Source organism: Gaetbulibacter aestuarii, assembly GCF_039537665.1.
Taxonomy (GTDB): Bacteria; Bacteroidota; Bacteroidia; order Flavobacteriales; family Flavobacteriaceae; genus Gaetbulibacter_A; species Gaetbulibacter_A aestuarii.
The window spans coordinates 417196-432604 of the sequence record NZ_BAABAY010000001.1; the positions used below are offsets into that span (position 1 = coordinate 417196).

Consider the following 15409-nt stretch of genomic DNA (forward strand, 5'->3'; position numbering starts at 1 on the left):
CATCGAAGCCATGAGCTTCAAACATGACCTTCAAACGAATTAAAAATACAGGATGAAAAAGACCCCAAATCTCATAATCTTTATCACGCTTTTGGTAACCACAGCCGGCATGGCGCAAACTACCAATTTAGGTTTAATAACCGTAAACGCGAATACAGAGATAAGCGTTTTAGACCATTTTGACAATAAAGATTCCGGCTCCTTTATCAATAACGGGCAAGCCTATTTTTACGGCAACATGACGAATAACGGTGTGGTAGATTACAACACCCCCGAAAGTAGTGCTAGTCTCGTGGGATCTGCCCAACAAATAATATCAGGTTCAGAACCCTTTTACTTCCACGATCTCATCATCGCTAATAATTCCGGTTTAGAAAATGCCATAAACATGTCTGGAACCTTCCATGTGGAACATGATATTGCTTTTAATAGTGGCATTTTAAATACTATTGATAATAACGGCACGCTGATTCTGGATGATAACGGAACCGTGAGTAATACCAGTGATTTTAGTTTTGTAGATGGCTTTATAACCAAACTGGGTAATGATGCCTTTACATTTCCTATTGGAGATAATGCTATGTATCGCTTTGCGGAAATTAGCGCACCCTCCGGAGTTAACTCCTTGTTTAACGGAAGATACGTTTATAAGGATACGGATAACCCCTACCCCTCGAATTTGAGAATAGGTAATATTGTTAAGGTTAATAATAGAGAATATTGGGTTTTTGAAACCCCTCTGGGCACTGAAAATGTAGATGTGACCTTATCCTGGAATGAATCATCTACACCGTATACCGTGTATTCCAATCCGGACGGTATTCGCATGGCCCGATGGAACTTTGAAGAAGGCGCCTGGGAGGATGTAGGTGGCACAGTAGATACCCTAAACAAAACCATAACAGCAAACCAAACCATTGATGGTATAGCTGTATTTACCATCGCAGGTGCCGATTTAAATATCATACTTCCTGATGATGTGATTGTGTGGAATGCCGTATCTCCAAACAACGATGGCAAAAACGACTATTTATTTATAGAAAACATCGATTTACTACCTAATAACTCTTTAGAAATATTTAACCGTTGGGGTGCCCAGGTGTTTTCTACTACAAATTATGATAGTAACGGAAATGTATTTGAAGGCTTTGCAACCGGTAAAAAAGACACCCTATTACCTACAGGAACTTACTACTATATCCTTAAATACGATGGTACTAACGAACGCGTGGAAAAAGCAGGGTATTTATTTTTATCTACAGATTAATACAAAGCAAAAGGATGAGATATTTAAACAAACATATCACAATAATATTAATAAACCTGTCTTTATTTTTTGGAGCTAAACCCCATGAAATCCTTGCGCAGCAAGACACTCAATACACCCAATACATGTATTCTGCCAATATTATTAACCCTGCTTATGCCGGCTCCAGAGGTGTTACCAGTATCACAAGTCAATATCGTGCCCAATGGACCGGTATCGAAGGCGCACCACGTGCCATAAACTTTAGCTCCTCCGGACCACTGGATTACCGTTATGAAAATATGGGTCTGGGTGCCACTATTATACACGAAACCATAGGACCTTCCGTGGAAACTGCCCTGGCAGGCGATTTCTCATACCAAATATATATTGATCGTTATACCTATTTAAACTTCGGAATAAAGGCTGGTCTAAAGCTTATTAACATAGATTACAATAAACTGGATATTTATAATGCCACCGATCCTACCTTCCAATTTAATGTAGAAAATCGCGTAAGCCCTATTGCCGGTGCGGGCGTTTATATTTACAGTGATCTGTGGTATGCAGGGATATCCGTACCAGATCTTTTAGCAACTAGGTATTTCGATAATAATTCCGTGTCTACAGCAAAAGAACGCGCTAATTTTTACGCTATGGGAGGGTATGTTTTTCAATTAAATCCCAATTTAAAATTTAAACCCACAGCCCTTGTAAAATACGTTTCAGGAGCACCTTTAGGTGTAGACTTCTCCGCAAATTTTTTAATTAATGAAACCTTTACGCTGGGGGCTTCCTATAGATTTACCAATGCCTTTAGTGCTATTACAGGGTTCCAAATAAATAACAAACTGTTTATAGGATATTCCTACGATATAGATACTACCGCAATCAGACAATATAACAGCGGATCTCATGGCGTATTCTTACGCCTCGATATTGGTACGAATAGAGATTTAAGATTCCTAACCCCCCGATTCTTTTAATTATCAATGAAAATGAAAAACTTTTGTAAAACGCAATGGAATCTTGGTTTTTTACTCGTGTTCTCTGCTATGGCTCTTGCTCAAAGTAAGGACAAACAAACAAAACCTGATAATGAAGCGTTTGAAAACTTAGAATATATTAATGCTATTGATATCTATACCCGAGTAGCTGAAAGAGGTGAAGGGGATGAAAAGTTAATCCACCGATTAGCTACTGCCAATTATTTTAATCGCGATTTTAAAGCCGCGGCTAAGTGGTACAATACTTATTACAACATGCCCTCTGCGCGACCTAGTTTATTGGATAATTTTTATTATGGGCAAATCCTTAAAACTCAAAAAGAATACAAAAAAGCAGATAGCCTATTATTGAGCTATTATAATTATAAAGGTATACGCTATACAAGTCTCGCAAACCCGAAAGAAGATCCTATGGCTATTAATAATGATAGTGTTTTTGAACTAAGGCCCTACAATTACAATACAAAACGGTCTGAATACCCCGCCTTTATAAAAAATAATGAACTTTATGTTGTAGGGTATGGTTTAAACAAGAAAAAAAGGGAAGGTTCTGCAGGTTTAACTTCAGACATCTATAAAGCAAGTGCGAATGGCGAATTTGTACACTTATCAGAATTTATAAATTCGGAATACAACGAAGGACCACTAGCCATAACCAATGATGGAAAAACAATGTATTTCTCAAGAAACGCTTTCCTTAATGGTAGGATAGAACGAAACAAAAATAATATTGTAACCATTAATATTTACATAGCGAAATTTAAACAGGGAAAATGGAAAGATGTCAAGGCATTTCCTTTTAATAGCATTGAATTCTCTGTAGGTCACCCCGCCCTAAGCAAAGATAACAAAACCCTGTATTACGCCTCTAATATTCCGGGAGGTAAAGGCGGTACAGATATTTATTCGGTTTCAATTAAGGATGATGGCACTTTTGGGAAACCTAAAAATTTAGAAGCTATAAATACTATTGGCAACGAGATGTTCCCTTTTATAGATCCTTACGACGAGAGTTTATATTTTGCTTCCAATGGGCCGGAAAGTATTGGTGGTCTGGATGTTTTCATTTCCAAAAAAAATCCGGATAATGAATATAAAAGGAGCTATAATCTTGGGGAACAGATTAACACTACCTCTGATGATTTTTCGTTTATGATCGGGGCAGATCGCATTGGATACTTTGCGTCGAATAAAAATTATGATAAAAGTATTGATGACATATACAGCTTCAAGGCCCTTAAGGATTTTGAAGTTATTCCATATATTAATTTCAAGGGTATTGCCAGAAACTTTGACACAGATGAACCCCTGGCTAATGTAAAATTAACGCTACACGACGCTAACGGAAACATCGTTGCCTCCACCATAACCGATGACAATGGCTATTATGAGTTTGGCGAATTAGACGCCCGTAATGTAGCCTATGTAAGAGCTGAAAAAGACAACTTCCAGACCTCTGAAAAAAACATAACCAAGGCCATGCGCAACGGTAAAGAACCTCTGGATATTCGATTGGTATACCTGGGAATAAGTGTTCCGGAAGAGATCGTTATTACCGGTAAAATTCAGGATAATAAAACAGACGAGGTTTTAAAAAACGTAAGCGTAAAAGCTCTGGATATCGATGGTAATATTTTAGAAATGACCACTACAAAATGGTATGGTTATTATACGTTAGAGAACCTTAAGTCTGATAAAGTAGCATTCTTAAAGATAGAAAAAGACGGTTATCAAACCGAGGAAGTACCTGTAAATATTAAAGATGTAGATGCCCAAGGAAATCTAAAAATAGATGTGAAAATGGTTAAGAATAATGTGCCTCTTGAACTAAACAATGATATTGCCGCAATTTTAAATCCCATTTATTTTGAATACGCCAAAAGTGACATACTCCCTGCTTCCAAAATTGAGCTTGATAAAGTTGTGGCAGTCCTAAATAAATTCAAATCCATCAAGATCAGAATTGAATCCTACACTGATAGCAGGGGGAGGGATATCACCAATATAAAATTATCTCACGCTCGCGCTCGCTCTACATACGATTACCTCATTAGTAAAGGAATAAGCCCGGAACGATTGGAGTATTATGGTTTTGGAGAACTTGGTATCCTGAATCATTGTACAAACGGTGTGCCATGCACCGAAGCAGAACACAGGATAAACCGCAGATCCACCTTTAGGATTATAAAACTTTAAATAAAAACTATTATTAACCGGTATTTTTTAACCCTCATTAACAAAAACCATTAACCATGAACCCACTACTAGCCCTACCTACCTTTGTTTTAACACATGTATTAATCCATGATTTCTTGCCTTTAAGGCTATTTACAAATTTTATAAAAATCCATCTTTTGGATTTTATATCGATACTTGCGATGGAGGGCACGACCTTCTTATTGGGAAATTTCATCTTTAAAATTTTGATTTTATCCAGCTTTGGATTGATGTGGATTTTATTTTGGCAAGTCTTGGTTAATAGTGAGTATAGTCAGAAAATAAGTATTTCGTGGAATTGGCATAAATTTTTTAAAACTAATGGCCATGGATTAATCCAAAAAACACATTTGAGTAAAAGTAAATTGTATAAAATGCTTCTTTTACTTGTATTGGGTTTCCTCGGTGTATTTTTCTACTTTATAATATTTCGAAACTATTCCATGCATATTAAACATCATTTAGTATTTCTGGTCTTAAACTTCCAGATTATTCCGGGGATGTATATCTTTTTGGAGAACAAGCAGGAATTAATTTTTATCACGTATTTAGTTACTATTTCTATGTTCGGAATATTTATGATCCATAATGTAAAATCAAATCCCGAAAAAGCCAGTAGTTTAAGTAAAAATAATATTCATAGCGTTATTGGTTTTGATTGCAAATCCAACATTGTAGAGATTTCTAAGGATACCAAAATGATTATAAGTTGCTAAAGGTATTTGATTTTAAAACCAACAGAAAATAACGATGATAGCATTCCTCATAATGAAATCAGGCATCGCAGAACCAGAATAATTTCGCTTTAAGCTTCTTGTTATTTTTACATGAGGATAATAAAAGCTAATTTTGCCATCATTTTAGGAGTATGAGCATTATTTCAACCGATATCTCTCGGGCAAAAGCCATTTTGGAACAGAACGACCTTGTTGCTATTCCCACGGAAACCGTTTATGGTCTGGCCGGAAATATTTTTAGTGAAAAAGCGATCAAGGCTATTTTTGAAACGAAAAAGCGGCCCTTTTTTAATCCGTTGATCGTTCATATTCCCAACATAGATTATTTAGAAAATGTGGCAGCCTATGTTCCCCCAAAAGCTAAGCAATTAGCTGAAGCATTTTGGCCGGGTTCGCTTACGCTGGTATTACCAAAAAAGCCAAACATTCCGGATCTTATTACAGCCGGAAAAAATACGGTAGCAGTGCGTGTTCCAAAACATCCGCTCACATTAAAACTTTTGGAATCACTCGATTTTCCTTTGGCTGCGCCTAGTGCCAATCCGTTTGGCAGTATCAGTCCGACTAGAGCGAAACACGTAGAGAATTATTTTAAAAATGATATAAAAATGGTTCTGGATGGTGGTCCGTGCCAGCATGGTATTGAATCGACCATTGTTGGGTTTGAAGGTGACGACCCTGTGGTGTATCGCCTGGGTTCCATTGCATTAGAAGACCTTGAAGCCGTAGTAGGCACACTTCCTGTGATGAACAAAAAAGAACAAGCCCCGGAAGCACCGGGTATGTTGAATCGTCATTATGCCCCGAAAACCCAAACGGTTTTAGTGGATTCTGTTTTAGATGAAATTAAAAAACATCCGGGAAAGAAGATTGGTGCTTTGGTTTATCAGTCGTCTGTTCCTGAAGATCTGATTGATTTTCAAATAGTATTGTCGAAAAACGGTAGTTTAAATGAAGCCGCAGCACAACTTTATGATGCTTTACATGCCATGGACACACAGGAACTGGATGTCATTATCGCCGAACGTCTCCCCGATCATGGTTTGGGAAAATCTATCAACGACCGCTTGCAGCGCGCCACGGTAAACGCATAAAAAAAGCAGAATTCCAAAATTGAAATTCTGCTTTTCCTATTCAGGTTAATGGGTTACAAACTTAGGCAGTCTGCATCTCATGTTTACCTTCATAGACCTCTTCAACTAACTTATCGCAAAATGCAGGTAAGTCTTTCGGACTTCTACTGGTCACTAATCCTTCGTCTACAACAACTTCTTCATCTACCCAGTAAGCCCCGGCATTTTTGATATCCGTTTTAATGGAGTTGAACGAGGTAACTTTTCTTCCGCGCAACACATCGGCTTCAGCCAATAACCATGGGGCATGGCAAATAGCACCTACAGGTTTACGCTTCTCAAAAAATGATTTCACGAAATTTACTGCTTTCGCATCGCGACGCAATAAATCGGGATTGATAACGCCACCCGGTAACATCAAAGCATTATAATCGCTTTGTGTTACTTCATCTATTTGTTTATCAACTTTTATTGTTTCGGTACTCCAGTTACCGTCACTCCATCCGCGGATTTCTCCCCCATCGATGGATACGATATGCACATCAGCACCTGCTTTTTCTAAAGCGCGCTTAGGTTCTCTTAATTCACTTTCCTCAAATCCATTGGTTGCTAAAATAGCAACAGTTTTTTTATTCAAATTCTCCATTTCGTAAATTTTTTTAATTAATATTTCGTTTGTATTTAATATAACATCTATATGTCGCGAAACCAAATAAAACAGTGGGTTTAACCTGAACTTAACACCTTTTGTTAAGAGGCCTTAAATCGTCGTTTTTGTCAAAAATGAGCAAAAGAATTTAACGCATTGAAAAATATGATTTTAGCACGAAAAAAATCGTGCGTTTTATATCTAAAAATAATGTGTTTCACTATTTGGTTATCAAATTTATAATCGTAAATTTGCAAACTCTTTTTGGGAGAGGAATGTTTAACCTGCCTGTCGGCAGACAGGTATTAAAAAATAATAAGTGTGGACACATTAAGCTACAAAACGATATCAGCCAACAAGGCCACTGTAAATAAAGAGTGGGTTGTTGTTGATGCTGATGGTCAGGCGCTTGGTCGTTTATCTTCAAAAGTTGCAAAACTTTTAAGAGGAAAACACAAGCCAAACTTCACACCTCATGTTGATTGTGGCGATAACGTGATCGTTATCAATGCTGAAAAAATCAACCTATCCGGAAACAAATGGAATGAGAAATCATACATTCGTCACACCGGGTATCCTGGAGGTCAGAGAAGTTTAACCGCAAGAGAATTATATGGGAAAGATCCTGCTCGCGTGGTAGAAAAATCAATTAAAGGAATGCTTCCTAAAAACAAACTAGGAGCTGATTTATTCCGTAACCTAACAGTTGTTGTTGGTTCTGAGCACGCTCATGCAGCGCAAAAACCAAAAGCAATTAACTTAAACGAATTTAAATAATGGATGTAATTCACAAAATTGGCCGTAGAAAAACGGCTGTTGCACGCGCCTATGTTGCCCCGGGAAAAGGTAACATTACAGTAAACAAAAAGGACTTAGCTAGTTATTTTACTACAGCTACTTTACAGTACAAAGTAAAACAACCTTTAGCTTTGACCAACAATGACGGCAACTTTGATATTACAGTTAATGTATATGGTGGCGGTATTACCGGACAAGCAGAAGCAGTACGTTTAGCACTTTCTCGTGCCATGTGCGAAGTTGATGCTGAGAACAGAGGTATCCTAAAACCAGAAGGTTTATTAACCAGAGACCCAAGAATGGTAGAGCGTAAGAAATTCGGTCAGAAGAAAGCGCGTAAGAAATTCCAATTCTCAAAACGTTAATATCCTATTTCGATATCAGACTTATTTTTCTAAAAGTTTGCTATCACAATTAAAACAATTAAAAACTAGTTCATTGTTACTCCTAGTCTCAAAAATGACAGGATTTAGTTTAGCATCTAAATGATTAAGGCGAATTTAAAAAATGACCACTTGATCATTGCTAATTCAACAGAACGTAAACTATTACAAAAATGGCAGTAGAAGTAAAAGAATTACTTGAAGCAGGTGTACACTTCGGACACCTTACACGTAAGTGGGACCCGAACATGGCTCCTTACGTTTACATGGAGCGTAACGGCATCCATATTATCAACCTTTACAAAACGGCAGCAAAAATAGAAGAAGCCGGAGCAGCACTAAGTAAAATTGCAAGCTCTGGTCGTAAGATCCTATTTGTAGCTACCAAAAAGCAAGCAAAAGATATCGTTGCTGAAAAAGCCAGCGCGATCAACATGCCTTACATCACTGAAAGATGGCCAGGTGGTATGTTAACCAACTTTGTAACGATTCGAAAGGCGGTTAAGAAAATGGCATCTATTGACAGAATGAAGAAAGACGGAACCTTTAACACCCTTTCTAAGAAAGAGCGTTTACAGGTAGACCGTTTAAGAGCCAAGTTAGAAAAGAACTTAGGTTCTATCAGTGACATGACTCGTTTGCCCGGTGCTTTGTTTGTAGTTGATATTAAGCGTGAGCATATCGCGATTAAAGAAGCTCAAAAATTAAACATTCCTATTTTTGCGATGGTAGACACGAACTCTGACCCACGTCAGGTAGATTACGTGATTCCATCCAATGATGACGCTTCTAAATCGATCGATAAAATCTTAACGCATGTAACCGGCGCTATAGCTGAAGGTTTAGCAGAGCGTAAAGCTGAAAAAGACGCTTCAGGTGATAAAGATGCTCCTAAAGCTAAGAAGGCTAAAAAAGCTGAAAAATCTAAAGTTGCAGCCGGAGAAGAAGAAGAATAAACAATAACAAAAATTAAAGCGTCGTACGATCCTTCCGCGAAAGCGGAAAAAATCAAACGGCATTTAAAATAAAAAATCATTATGAGTACTACAGTAAAAGTAACAGCCGCTGAAGTAAACAAATTAAGACAAGCTACCGGAGCGGGTATGATGGATTGCAAAAAAGCCTTGGTTGAAGCTGAAGGTGATTTTGATAAAGCTATCGAGGTTTTACGTAAAAAAGGACAAAAAGTAGCTGAAAAAAGAGCCGACAGAGAGTCTTCTGAAGGTGCTGCTGTGGCAAAGATCAATGCGGATGAAACTGCAGGTGTTGCTATCGTTCTGGGTTGCGAAACTGACTTTGTTGGTAAAAATGAATCTTTCGTAGCTTTAGCTAATGATTTAGCTGAATTGGCTTTGAACTATGATTCAAAAGAAGCCTTTTTAGAAGCTGATTTTGGTGGCATGACCGTAGCTGATAAATTAACTGAGCAAACCGGTGTTATTGGTGAAAAACTAGACATTACCGCATTTGAAAAACTAGAAGCGCCTTATGTTGGAGCTTATGTTCACATTAACAAAATTGCGGCTTTGGTAGGTTTATCTGCTAAAGTTGATAAGGCTGATGTTTTGGTAAAAGATGTTGCCATGCAAGTAGCTTCTATGGGAGCAACAACCTTATCTTATAAAGATTTTGACCCTGCATTCGTAGCCTCTGAAACCGAAGCCAGAATCGCTGAGATCAAAAAAGAAAACGAAGAATTAGCCCGTTTAGGAAAAACATTGAAGAATGTGCCTCAATATATCTCGATGTCTCAAATAACTCCTGAAGTTTTAGCGGAAGCTGAAGAAGCTGCCAAAGCTGAATTGAAAGCTGAAGGTAAACCTGAGCAGATCTGGGATCGTATTCTTCCCGGAAAAATGGATCGCTTCCTATCTGATAACACGACTTTAGATAAAGAAAAAGCGTTATTAGATCAGAAGTTCATTAAAGATGAGAAAAAGAATGTTGCAGATTATGTAGCGTCTTATGGTGATGTTGAAATTACAAGTTTTAAACGTGTAACTGTAGGCTAATCCAAAACTTATATTTAAAAAAACCATCACCATAAACGTGATGGTTTTTTTATACCCAAAATCCATATCAGCAAATTAAGATATTGCTTATATTTGCGTAACTTCCTTGAGAAGGAGCATCCAATAAAACCCAAGGAATAGATAATATTGATGAAATACAAAAGAATTCTACTTAAGCTATCAGGAGAAGCCCTTATGGGCGACCGCCAATATGGTATTGATCCGCAGCGATTAGCCGAATACGCCCAAGACATCAAAGAAATTACGGAACGCGGTGTGGAAGTCGCCATTGTAATTGGTGGTGGAAATATTTTTAGAGGTGTTGCCGGAGCCAGTAATGGTATGGATCGCGTACAAGGCGATCATATGGGGATGTTGGCCACCGTAATTAATGGGCTTGCTTTGCAAAGTGCTTTGGAAGATGCCGATGTACAAACCCGATTACAAACGGCGATTAAAATCAACGAAGTTGCGGAACCTTTTATTCGAAGAAAAGCCATGAGTCACTTAAGTAAAGGGCGTGTGGTTATTTTTGGTGGCGGTACCGGAAATCCTTATTTTACTACAGACTCTGCAGCCGTATTGCGTGCTATAGAAATCGAGGCCGATGTTATTTTGAAAGGAACCCGGGTGGATGGTATTTATAATGCCGACCCTGAAAAAGATGACAAAGCAATTAAATTTAATTTTATATCTTTTGATGAGGTTTTAAAAAAGGGCCTAAAGGTAATGGATACTACGGCTTTTACACTGAGCCAGGAAAATGAATTACCTATCATTGTTTTTGATATGAACAAGAGAGGTAATTTATTTAAAGTGGTTTCGGGTGAAAAGGTGGGCACTGAAGTAAACATCTAAAATTTAACCGAGTATAGTTGTAAAGACCTAAAAGTTAAAATCATGAACGAAGACATTCAATTTATATTAGATACGGCAAAAGAAGCTATGACCAATGCCGTAAAACATTTAGAAAAACAATTGGTAAATATTAGGGCCGGAAAAGCCAGTCCATCCATGTTAGGCAGTGTGATGGTGGAATATTACGGAACTCAAACGCCGTTAAATCAGGTAGCCAATGTGAATACCCCAGATGGAAGAACCATTACGGTGCAACCCTGGGAAAAAAGTATGCTTCAAGAAATTGAACGCGGTATTATGATAGCTAATTTAGGATTTAATCCGATGAACAATGGTGAATCAATTATTATCAACGTGCCACCTTTAACAGAGGAACGCCGTCGTGATCTGGCAAAACAAGCCAAAGCCGAAGCAGAGGAGGCTAAAATAAGTGTTCGCGCCGCCAGAAAAGACGCTAATAACGATATTAAAAAATTAGGAGATGATGTTTCTGAGGATTTAAAATCGAATGCTGAAATTGATGTTCAGGAAATAACTGATAAATTCATCGATAAAATTGACGGCATTTTCGAAATTAAAGAAAAAGAAATCATGACCGTATAATTGAAAAGCGACATAAAGGTCGCTTTTTTTTGATCGTTATCTTATGAGCTCATGATTAAACCACTTTTTACTCTTCTATTTTTTTTTAGCCTGACATTTTCCTGGGCTCAGAAAACAATAACTTCCGAAGCAAAACAAGAAAACGATTCTCTGAAAAAACAAGAATTCAAAGCGTATTTGGGGAATGGCTTCTACCCTACCAAATATTTCAATATCGACCTGCGCTATCTTGTAAAATTCAATCAGTACGAAGGCCTGCGTTCTGGTTTTGGCGGTGAGACCAACAGTAATTTTTCAAATAAATTTCGCGTAAATGGCTATGTGGTTTATGGTTTCAGAGATCACAATTTTAAGTACAGTATTGGTGGTGGTGTTCGCCTTGCCCAAAAATCAAACACCTGGCTTAGCCTGAGTTATACTGATGATCTTAAAGAAACCGGTAGTAGCGATTATTTAACGGACAAGCGTATATTTCAATTATTCCAACCCCGATTGATCAATATCGATCTTTTTTATAAACACATTACTAAGGCCATTACGCTTGAACATCAATTAGGATCCAAGTTACTAGCGGCAACACAGATTTCCAGAAGTAATATCGATCCAACATTTGGTTATACTTATGTTTTGGATAATGGGTCGTATGAGCAATACGTTATTAGTAAGGCCAAGATGGCACTTAACTGGAGTCCGTATAGTAGTTTTTTATTTGAAGAGAACGGTATTAAAGAAATTAAAGAGGGATTTCCAAAAATGTCACTGCAATTTACTCAGAGCTTTAAGGGCCTTTTAGATGGCGATTTCAACTTTTCTAAAATTGATTTTAAAACCATTGAACGCTTCGGCAATTCATTAGATCATTATTCTGAAATAACGGTCATGGGAGGTTTGGCTATAGGTCATGCACCACTAACACATTTGTATCATGCTTACCCCAACAATATCACTAAAGAAAAAATTCTACAGCGCTTTTCGGTTGCTGGTATCAATAGTTTTGAAACCATGTATTTTAACGAGTTCTTTTCGGATCGATTCGTGACGCTTCAATTCAAACATTACCTAAAACCTTTTCATATTTCAGAAAAATTTCAACCCCAACTCGTGTTAATTACCCGATATGCCCTAGGCGATATGAATCATATAAACAGGCATCAAAACATCACCTTTGACACCTTGAATAAAGGCTACACAGAATCCGGATTTGAGATCAATAAATTACTCTTTGGTTTTGGGCTAAGTCTGAGTTATCGATACGGTGCTTATCATTTACCATATTTTGCAGATAATGTCGCTTTTAAGTTTACATTTAACTTGAGTTTATGAGGTTATACCTAGCTTTATTTCTACCTTTGCGCATCTCTAATTAATAGCATGTTAAAACTATTTTCAAAAAATTTTTGGCACGTTACGGCACGGCTGATTTTACGTAACAAAATCGGTATTTTAATTGTCATTCTGGGAACCACTATTTTCTTCAGTACCCAATGGGATAAAATGCGCATGAGCTACACAGAGGCAAACTTACTGCCGGATGACCATGAGGCCACCATAGTGTACGATCATTTTCTTAAGATTTTTGGTGAAGAAGGCAATATCATTGTACTCGGTGTAAAGGATAGTTCTCTTTATTCCGTTGAAAAGTTGAATGCCTGGAATCGATTGTCTGACAGCTTTAAAAAAGACCCGGAAGTTGAAGCCGTTATTTCCTTAAAAGATCTTCAAAAACTTGAAAAAGATACTAAAGATGAAAAGTTTGTTTTGGAACCTTTCATTACAGATTCCCTGGCTTCAGAAGCGCAGATCAATAAGCTTGAAGATGAGCTTTTTAATCAATATCCATTTTACGATAATTTTTTATTTAATAAAAAAACCAAAACACTGCGGTCTATCATTTATCTGAAAAAGGATATCGTAAACACCGAAGTTCGCAAGGATTTTGTGTTGAATAAACTGAGTCCAAAAATTGATGCCTTTCAGCAGAAATACAATCTCGATGTTCATGTTTCGGGTATGCCCTACATCCGAACCCTTAACTCCAAAAGTATTGTTGATGAAATAGGATTCTTTGTAGCTGCAGCGCTATTAGTGACGTCGTTTATTTTCTTTTTCTTTTTCAGGTCCATGCGGGCCACGCTGGTATCTCTGGTGGTGGTATGCATCGGCGTTATGTGGACCTTAGGTATTATTGGATTACTGAATTACGAAATCACGGTACTTACTGCCTTAATTCCACCTCTGATCATTGTGATCGGGATCCCGAACTGTATTTTCCTCATAAATAAATACCAGCATGAGGTAAAAAAACACGGCAATAAAATTAAATCATTACAACGCGTGATTACCAAAATTGGTAATGCAACCCTGATGACCAACGTAACTACGGCTTCCGGTTTTGCAACCTTTATCATCACGCAAAGTAAATTATTAAAGGAATTTGGTGTTGTAGCCTCTCTGAGTATTCTATCCATTTTTGTACTCTGTATTTTGGTGATTCCAATCATTTATTCCTTTTTACCGCTTCCAAAAGACCGGCATTTAGAACATTTGAACAGACGCTGGATCGGAGGTTTTGTAGATTGGATGGAACGCATGGTACGCCACAAACGCATCACCATTTACTCGATAGCCTTAGTCCTGCTTATTGCCAGTATGATTGGGATGTATCAAATAAAAGTTTCCGGTAGTTTGATAGACGACATGCCGCAAAAAACGGAGTTTTATAAGGATATTCAATTCTTTGAAAAGGAATTTAACGGTATTATGCCGCTGGAGGTTATGGTTGATACCAAGCGTAAAAAAGGCGTTATGAAATTATCGACCTTAAAGCGCATGGACGAGCTTGAAGAGTTGATCGATGAAACCCCACAACTCTCAAAACCGATCTCCGTTGTAGACCTGGTAAAATATTCCAAACAGGCCTATTACAATGGAAATCCTAAGTTTTACCAACTGCCAACATCTTATGAGAACAGTTTTATTCTTTCCTATGCAAAGAACTCGACCTCAGATGTGAATCTGTTAAAGAACTTTGTAGATAGTACCGGACAATACGCGCGCATCACTACGTTTATGAAGGACATTGGTACCGATAAAATGGAGCGTATTGAAGAAAATCTGCAACAAAAAATAACTAAATTATTTCCAAAGAATCGCTACAATGTAGTACTAACAGGAAAGGCCTTAGTATTTCAGAAAGGAACTAAATACCTGATAAAAAATCTTGTGCTTTCCTTATCACTGGCCATTTTTCTGATTGCCCTGTTTATGGCTTATATGTTCCGTTCATTTCGAATGATCGTTATCTCATTAATTCCAAACCTTTTACCGCTTTTGGTAACAGCTGGCTTAATGGGTTATCTGGGGGTACCCTTAAAACCGTCTACGATTCTGGTATTTAGTATTGCCTTTGGTATTTCTGTAGACGACACCATTCACTTCCTGGCCAAGTACCGGCAGGAATTACAACAGAATCACTGGAAGATCAAAACCTCCGTATATGGTGCACTACGTGAAACCGGTGTCAGCATGTTCTACACATCCATCGTTTTATTTTTCGGATTCTCGGTATTCACGATCTCTAGTTTTGGAGGCACCGTGGCTTTAGGGGCTTTAGTATCCATAACACTCCTGTTTGCGATGCTATCAAATCTCCTGTTATTACCTTCATTACTACTATCCTTAGAACGCAGTATCGCGAACAAGGAAGTACTTCGTGAACCTTCTATAAACATCATTCCTGATGAAGATGATGAGGAGGAAGACGAAGATGATAATTCAGAAAAATTATCTTAAATAATAGAGGTAAAAATAGCTGTTCACAGTGGTT

General features: G+C 37.6%; 14 protein-coding genes. 13 read left to right on the forward strand and 1 reads right to left on the reverse strand.

Going from position 1 to position 15409, the window contains the following annotated elements; genetic code table 11:
* Positions 1-52: 52 nt before the first annotated feature.
* From ABD682_RS01720 to ABD682_RS01740, 5 genes are all read left to right on the forward strand, one after another.
* Positions 53-1267, forward strand: coding sequence for a T9SS type B sorting domain-containing protein (locus ABD682_RS01720; protein ID WP_344738340.1), 1215 nt, complete (start codon positions 53-55; stop codon positions 1265-1267).
* Between the two features lie 14 nt (positions 1268-1281).
* Positions 1282-2232 carry a PorP/SprF family type IX secretion system membrane protein gene (locus tag ABD682_RS01725; protein ID WP_344738342.1) on the forward strand — a complete coding sequence of 317 codons (951 nt, stop codon included), beginning with the start codon at positions 1282-1284 and terminating at the stop codon, positions 2230-2232.
* A gap of 12 nt (positions 2233-2244) precedes the next feature.
* On the forward strand, positions 2245-4449 hold the full coding sequence (locus tag ABD682_RS01730) for a carboxypeptidase regulatory-like domain-containing protein (protein ID WP_344738344.1): 2205 nt from the start codon (positions 2245-2247) through the stop codon (positions 4447-4449).
* A gap of 395 nt (positions 4450-4844) precedes the next feature.
* Positions 4845-5186, forward strand: coding sequence for a hypothetical protein (locus ABD682_RS01735; protein ID WP_344738345.1), 342 nt, complete (start codon positions 4845-4847; stop codon positions 5184-5186).
* A gap of 152 nt (positions 5187-5338) precedes the next feature.
* On the forward strand, positions 5339-6301 hold the full coding sequence (locus tag ABD682_RS01740; protein ID WP_344738347.1) for an L-threonylcarbamoyladenylate synthase: 963 nt from the start codon (positions 5339-5341) through the stop codon (positions 6299-6301).
* Positions 6302-6362: 61 nt separating this feature from the next.
* On the opposite strand, the gene ABD682_RS01745 is transcribed toward ABD682_RS01740, so the two are convergent.
* Positions 6363-6926 (reverse strand): type 1 glutamine amidotransferase domain-containing protein, encoded by a 564-nt coding sequence (locus ABD682_RS01745; RefSeq protein WP_344738349.1) that lies wholly within the window; start codon positions 6924-6926, stop codon positions 6363-6365.
* Positions 6927-7250: 324 nt separating this feature from the next.
* Between ABD682_RS01745 and rplM the strand changes: the two genes are divergently transcribed.
* The 8 genes from rplM (at position 7251) to ABD682_RS01785 (ending at position 15375) form a co-directional block, all read left to right on the forward strand.
* Positions 7251-7706, forward strand: a complete 456-nt coding sequence (rplM, locus tag ABD682_RS01750; RefSeq protein WP_344738352.1) for a 50S ribosomal protein L13 — start codon at positions 7251-7253, stop codon at positions 7704-7706.
* On the forward strand, positions 7706-8092 hold the full coding sequence (gene rpsI, locus ABD682_RS01755; RefSeq protein WP_344738354.1) for a 30S ribosomal protein S9: 387 nt from the start codon (positions 7706-7708) through the stop codon (positions 8090-8092). Before rplM ends, rpsI begins: the two co-directional genes overlap by 1 nt.
* 191 nt (positions 8093-8283) lie before the next feature.
* Positions 8284-9066: a 30S ribosomal protein S2 gene (rpsB, locus tag ABD682_RS01760; protein ID WP_344738356.1), complete on the forward strand. Its 783-nt coding sequence runs from the start codon at positions 8284-8286 to the stop codon at positions 9064-9066.
* Between the two features lie 81 nt (positions 9067-9147).
* The gene (gene tsf / locus ABD682_RS01765) at positions 9148-10122 is read left to right on the forward strand and encodes a translation elongation factor Ts (protein ID WP_344738358.1); all 975 of its coding nucleotides are present in this window, start codon (positions 9148-9150) and stop codon (positions 10120-10122) included.
* Positions 10123-10272: 150 nt separating this feature from the next.
* On the forward strand, positions 10273-10980 hold the full coding sequence (pyrH, locus tag ABD682_RS01770) for a UMP kinase (RefSeq protein ID WP_344738360.1): 708 nt from the start codon (positions 10273-10275) through the stop codon (positions 10978-10980).
* Positions 10981-11022: 42 nt separating this feature from the next.
* Positions 11023-11583 carry a ribosome recycling factor gene (gene frr / locus ABD682_RS01775; protein ID WP_344738362.1) on the forward strand — a complete coding sequence of 187 codons (561 nt, stop codon included), beginning with the start codon at positions 11023-11025 and terminating at the stop codon, positions 11581-11583.
* A 51-nt stretch (positions 11584-11634) separates the two neighbouring features.
* Positions 11635-12906: a hypothetical protein gene (locus tag ABD682_RS01780; RefSeq protein WP_344738364.1), complete on the forward strand. Its 1272-nt coding sequence runs from the start codon at positions 11635-11637 to the stop codon at positions 12904-12906.
* 48 nt (positions 12907-12954) lie between these two features.
* Positions 12955-15375, forward strand: coding sequence for an efflux RND transporter permease subunit (locus tag ABD682_RS01785; protein ID WP_344738366.1), 2421 nt, complete (start codon positions 12955-12957; stop codon positions 15373-15375).
* The last annotated feature ends 34 nt before the right edge of the window (positions 15376-15409 follow it).

Excerpts from the sequence above, each read along its gene's own strand:
- ABD682_RS01720 (WP_344738340.1), top strand. The coding sequence starts at position 53 with ATGAAAAAGACCCCAAATCTCATAATCTTTATCACGCTTTTGGTAACC.
- ABD682_RS01725 (WP_344738342.1), top strand. The coding sequence starts at position 1,282 with ATGAGATATTTAAACAAACATATCACAATAATATTAATAAACCTGTCT.
- ABD682_RS01730 (WP_344738344.1), top strand. The coding sequence starts at position 2,245 with ATGAAAAACTTTTGTAAAACGCAATGGAATCTTGGTTTTTTACTCGTG.
- ABD682_RS01735 (WP_344738345.1), top strand. The coding sequence starts at position 4,845 with ATGCTTCTTTTACTTGTATTGGGTTTCCTCGGTGTATTTTTCTACTTT.
- ABD682_RS01740 (WP_344738347.1), top strand. The coding sequence starts at position 5,339 with ATGAGCATTATTTCAACCGATATCTCTCGGGCAAAAGCCATTTTGGAA.
- ABD682_RS01745 (WP_344738349.1), bottom strand. The coding sequence starts at position 6,926 with ATGGAGAATTTGAATAAAAAAACTGTTGCTATTTTAGCAACCAATGGA.
- rpsI (WP_344738354.1), top strand. The coding sequence starts at position 7,706 with ATGGATGTAATTCACAAAATTGGCCGTAGAAAAACGGCTGTTGCACGC.
- rpsB (WP_344738356.1), top strand. The coding sequence starts at position 8,284 with ATGGCAGTAGAAGTAAAAGAATTACTTGAAGCAGGTGTACACTTCGGA.
- tsf (WP_344738358.1), top strand. The coding sequence starts at position 9,148 with ATGAGTACTACAGTAAAAGTAACAGCCGCTGAAGTAAACAAATTAAGA.
- pyrH (WP_344738360.1), top strand. The coding sequence starts at position 10,273 with ATGAAATACAAAAGAATTCTACTTAAGCTATCAGGAGAAGCCCTTATG.
- frr (WP_344738362.1), top strand. The coding sequence starts at position 11,023 with ATGAACGAAGACATTCAATTTATATTAGATACGGCAAAAGAAGCTATG.
- ABD682_RS01780 (WP_344738364.1), top strand. The coding sequence starts at position 11,635 with ATGATTAAACCACTTTTTACTCTTCTATTTTTTTTTAGCCTGACATTT.
- ABD682_RS01785 (WP_344738366.1), top strand. The coding sequence starts at position 12,955 with ATGTTAAAACTATTTTCAAAAAATTTTTGGCACGTTACGGCACGGCTG.